This is a genomic window from Pseudomonas pichavaramensis (assembly GCF_050473265.1).
GTDB lineage: Bacteria > Pseudomonadota > Gammaproteobacteria > Pseudomonadales > Pseudomonadaceae > Aquipseudomonas.
This window is the reverse complement of record NZ_JBJKFJ010000035.1, coordinates 1-1,178: the sequence shown is the minus strand read 5'-3', so window position 1 is coordinate 1,178 and position 1,178 is coordinate 1. Positions and strand designations below refer to the sequence as shown.

Annotated in this window: 1 protein-coding gene; it reads right to left on the bottom strand. The window is 58.4% G+C overall.

All coding sequences use genetic code 11. The annotated features are described in order from the left end of the window. Positions 1-8: 8 nt before the first annotated feature. Positions 9-1,171, bottom strand: a protein-coding gene (locus ACJRW5_RS24905) for an IS3 family transposase (RefSeq protein ID WP_428205363.1) whose coding sequence is annotated in 2 segments (ribosomal slippage) — positions 9-916 and positions 916-1,171 — 1,164 coding nt in all. Because the reading frame shifts where the segments join, the coding sequence is not laid out codon by codon here. Positions 1,172-1,178: the final 7 nt, after the last annotated feature.

Genomic DNA, 1,178 nt, shown 5'->3' with positions numbered 1-1,178 from the left:
TGTAGTGGTCAACCCATCCCGGACAGTGGGTTAAGTTTTTCTTCGGCCACCGCAGGCGGTAGCCCATCGTTGAATTGATGTGGCCTGACCCAGTTGTAGCGATGCATCAGGTAGTGGCTGATGTCCCGTTGTGCCTCCTGGGCTGTCAGGTAACCGGTCGGCGGAACCCACTCCGACTTCAGACTCCGGAACAACCGTTCCATCGGTGAATTGTCCCAGCAGTTACCTCGACGGCTCATGCTCTGTTCCATCCGATATCGCCACAACCGCTGCCGAAACAGGCGGCTGGCGTACTGGCTGCCCTGATCGGAATGAAACAGCACCTGCTGCGGTTTGCCTCGTTGCTCGTAGGCCATATCCAGCGCCTTGATGACCAACTCCGCATCCGGCTTGGCGGAGAATGCCCAGCCAATTACTCGTCGTGCATGCAGGTCCAGCACCACCGCTAAGTAATTCCAGCGGCCTTGCGCCCAGATGTAGGTGATGTCGCCGCACCACACCTGATTGGGGCGCTCAGTTGTGAACTCACGGTTCAGCCGGTTCGGGATATCTGGCCGTTCAACCGTAGCCTGCTTGTACGCGTGCGAGCCTGGTTGTTTGCTGACCAGGCCCAACTCGCGCATTAACCGACGCACGCGAAAGCGGCCAATGCTTACGCCATCCTCACGCAGCATGCCCAGAATGCTTCGGCTACCAGCCGATCCTCGACTCTGGTTGAACAGCTGATTGACCTGACTGCGCAGGGCAACCCGGCGTGCATCAACACGGCAGCGCCGTAGACGATGGGCGTAGTAGCAAGACCGCACCACATCGAAGGCTGAACAGACCACTTCCACCGACTCCCGCTCACTCAACTGGTCTATCAGCGCGTACGATTGAACTCGTCCGACATCAAGAGAGCGGTAGCCTTTTTTAGGATCGCTTTCTCCCGTTCCAGTCGGTCGATCCTGGCTTCCAGCTCTTGGATTTTCTGCTGTTCGGGAGTCAATGCTTTGCTCTTCGGGGTAACGCCCTGGCGCTCCTCTTGGAGCTGTTTCACCCAGCGACGAAGCGCCGATTCAACCAGCCCCAGCGAGCGGGCTGCTTCGATATGGCTGTAGCCCTGATCGAGCACCAGGCCAGCGGCCTCTCGTTTGAACTCGGGCGTAAAGGAACGACGTTGCTTGGTCATCAGACAC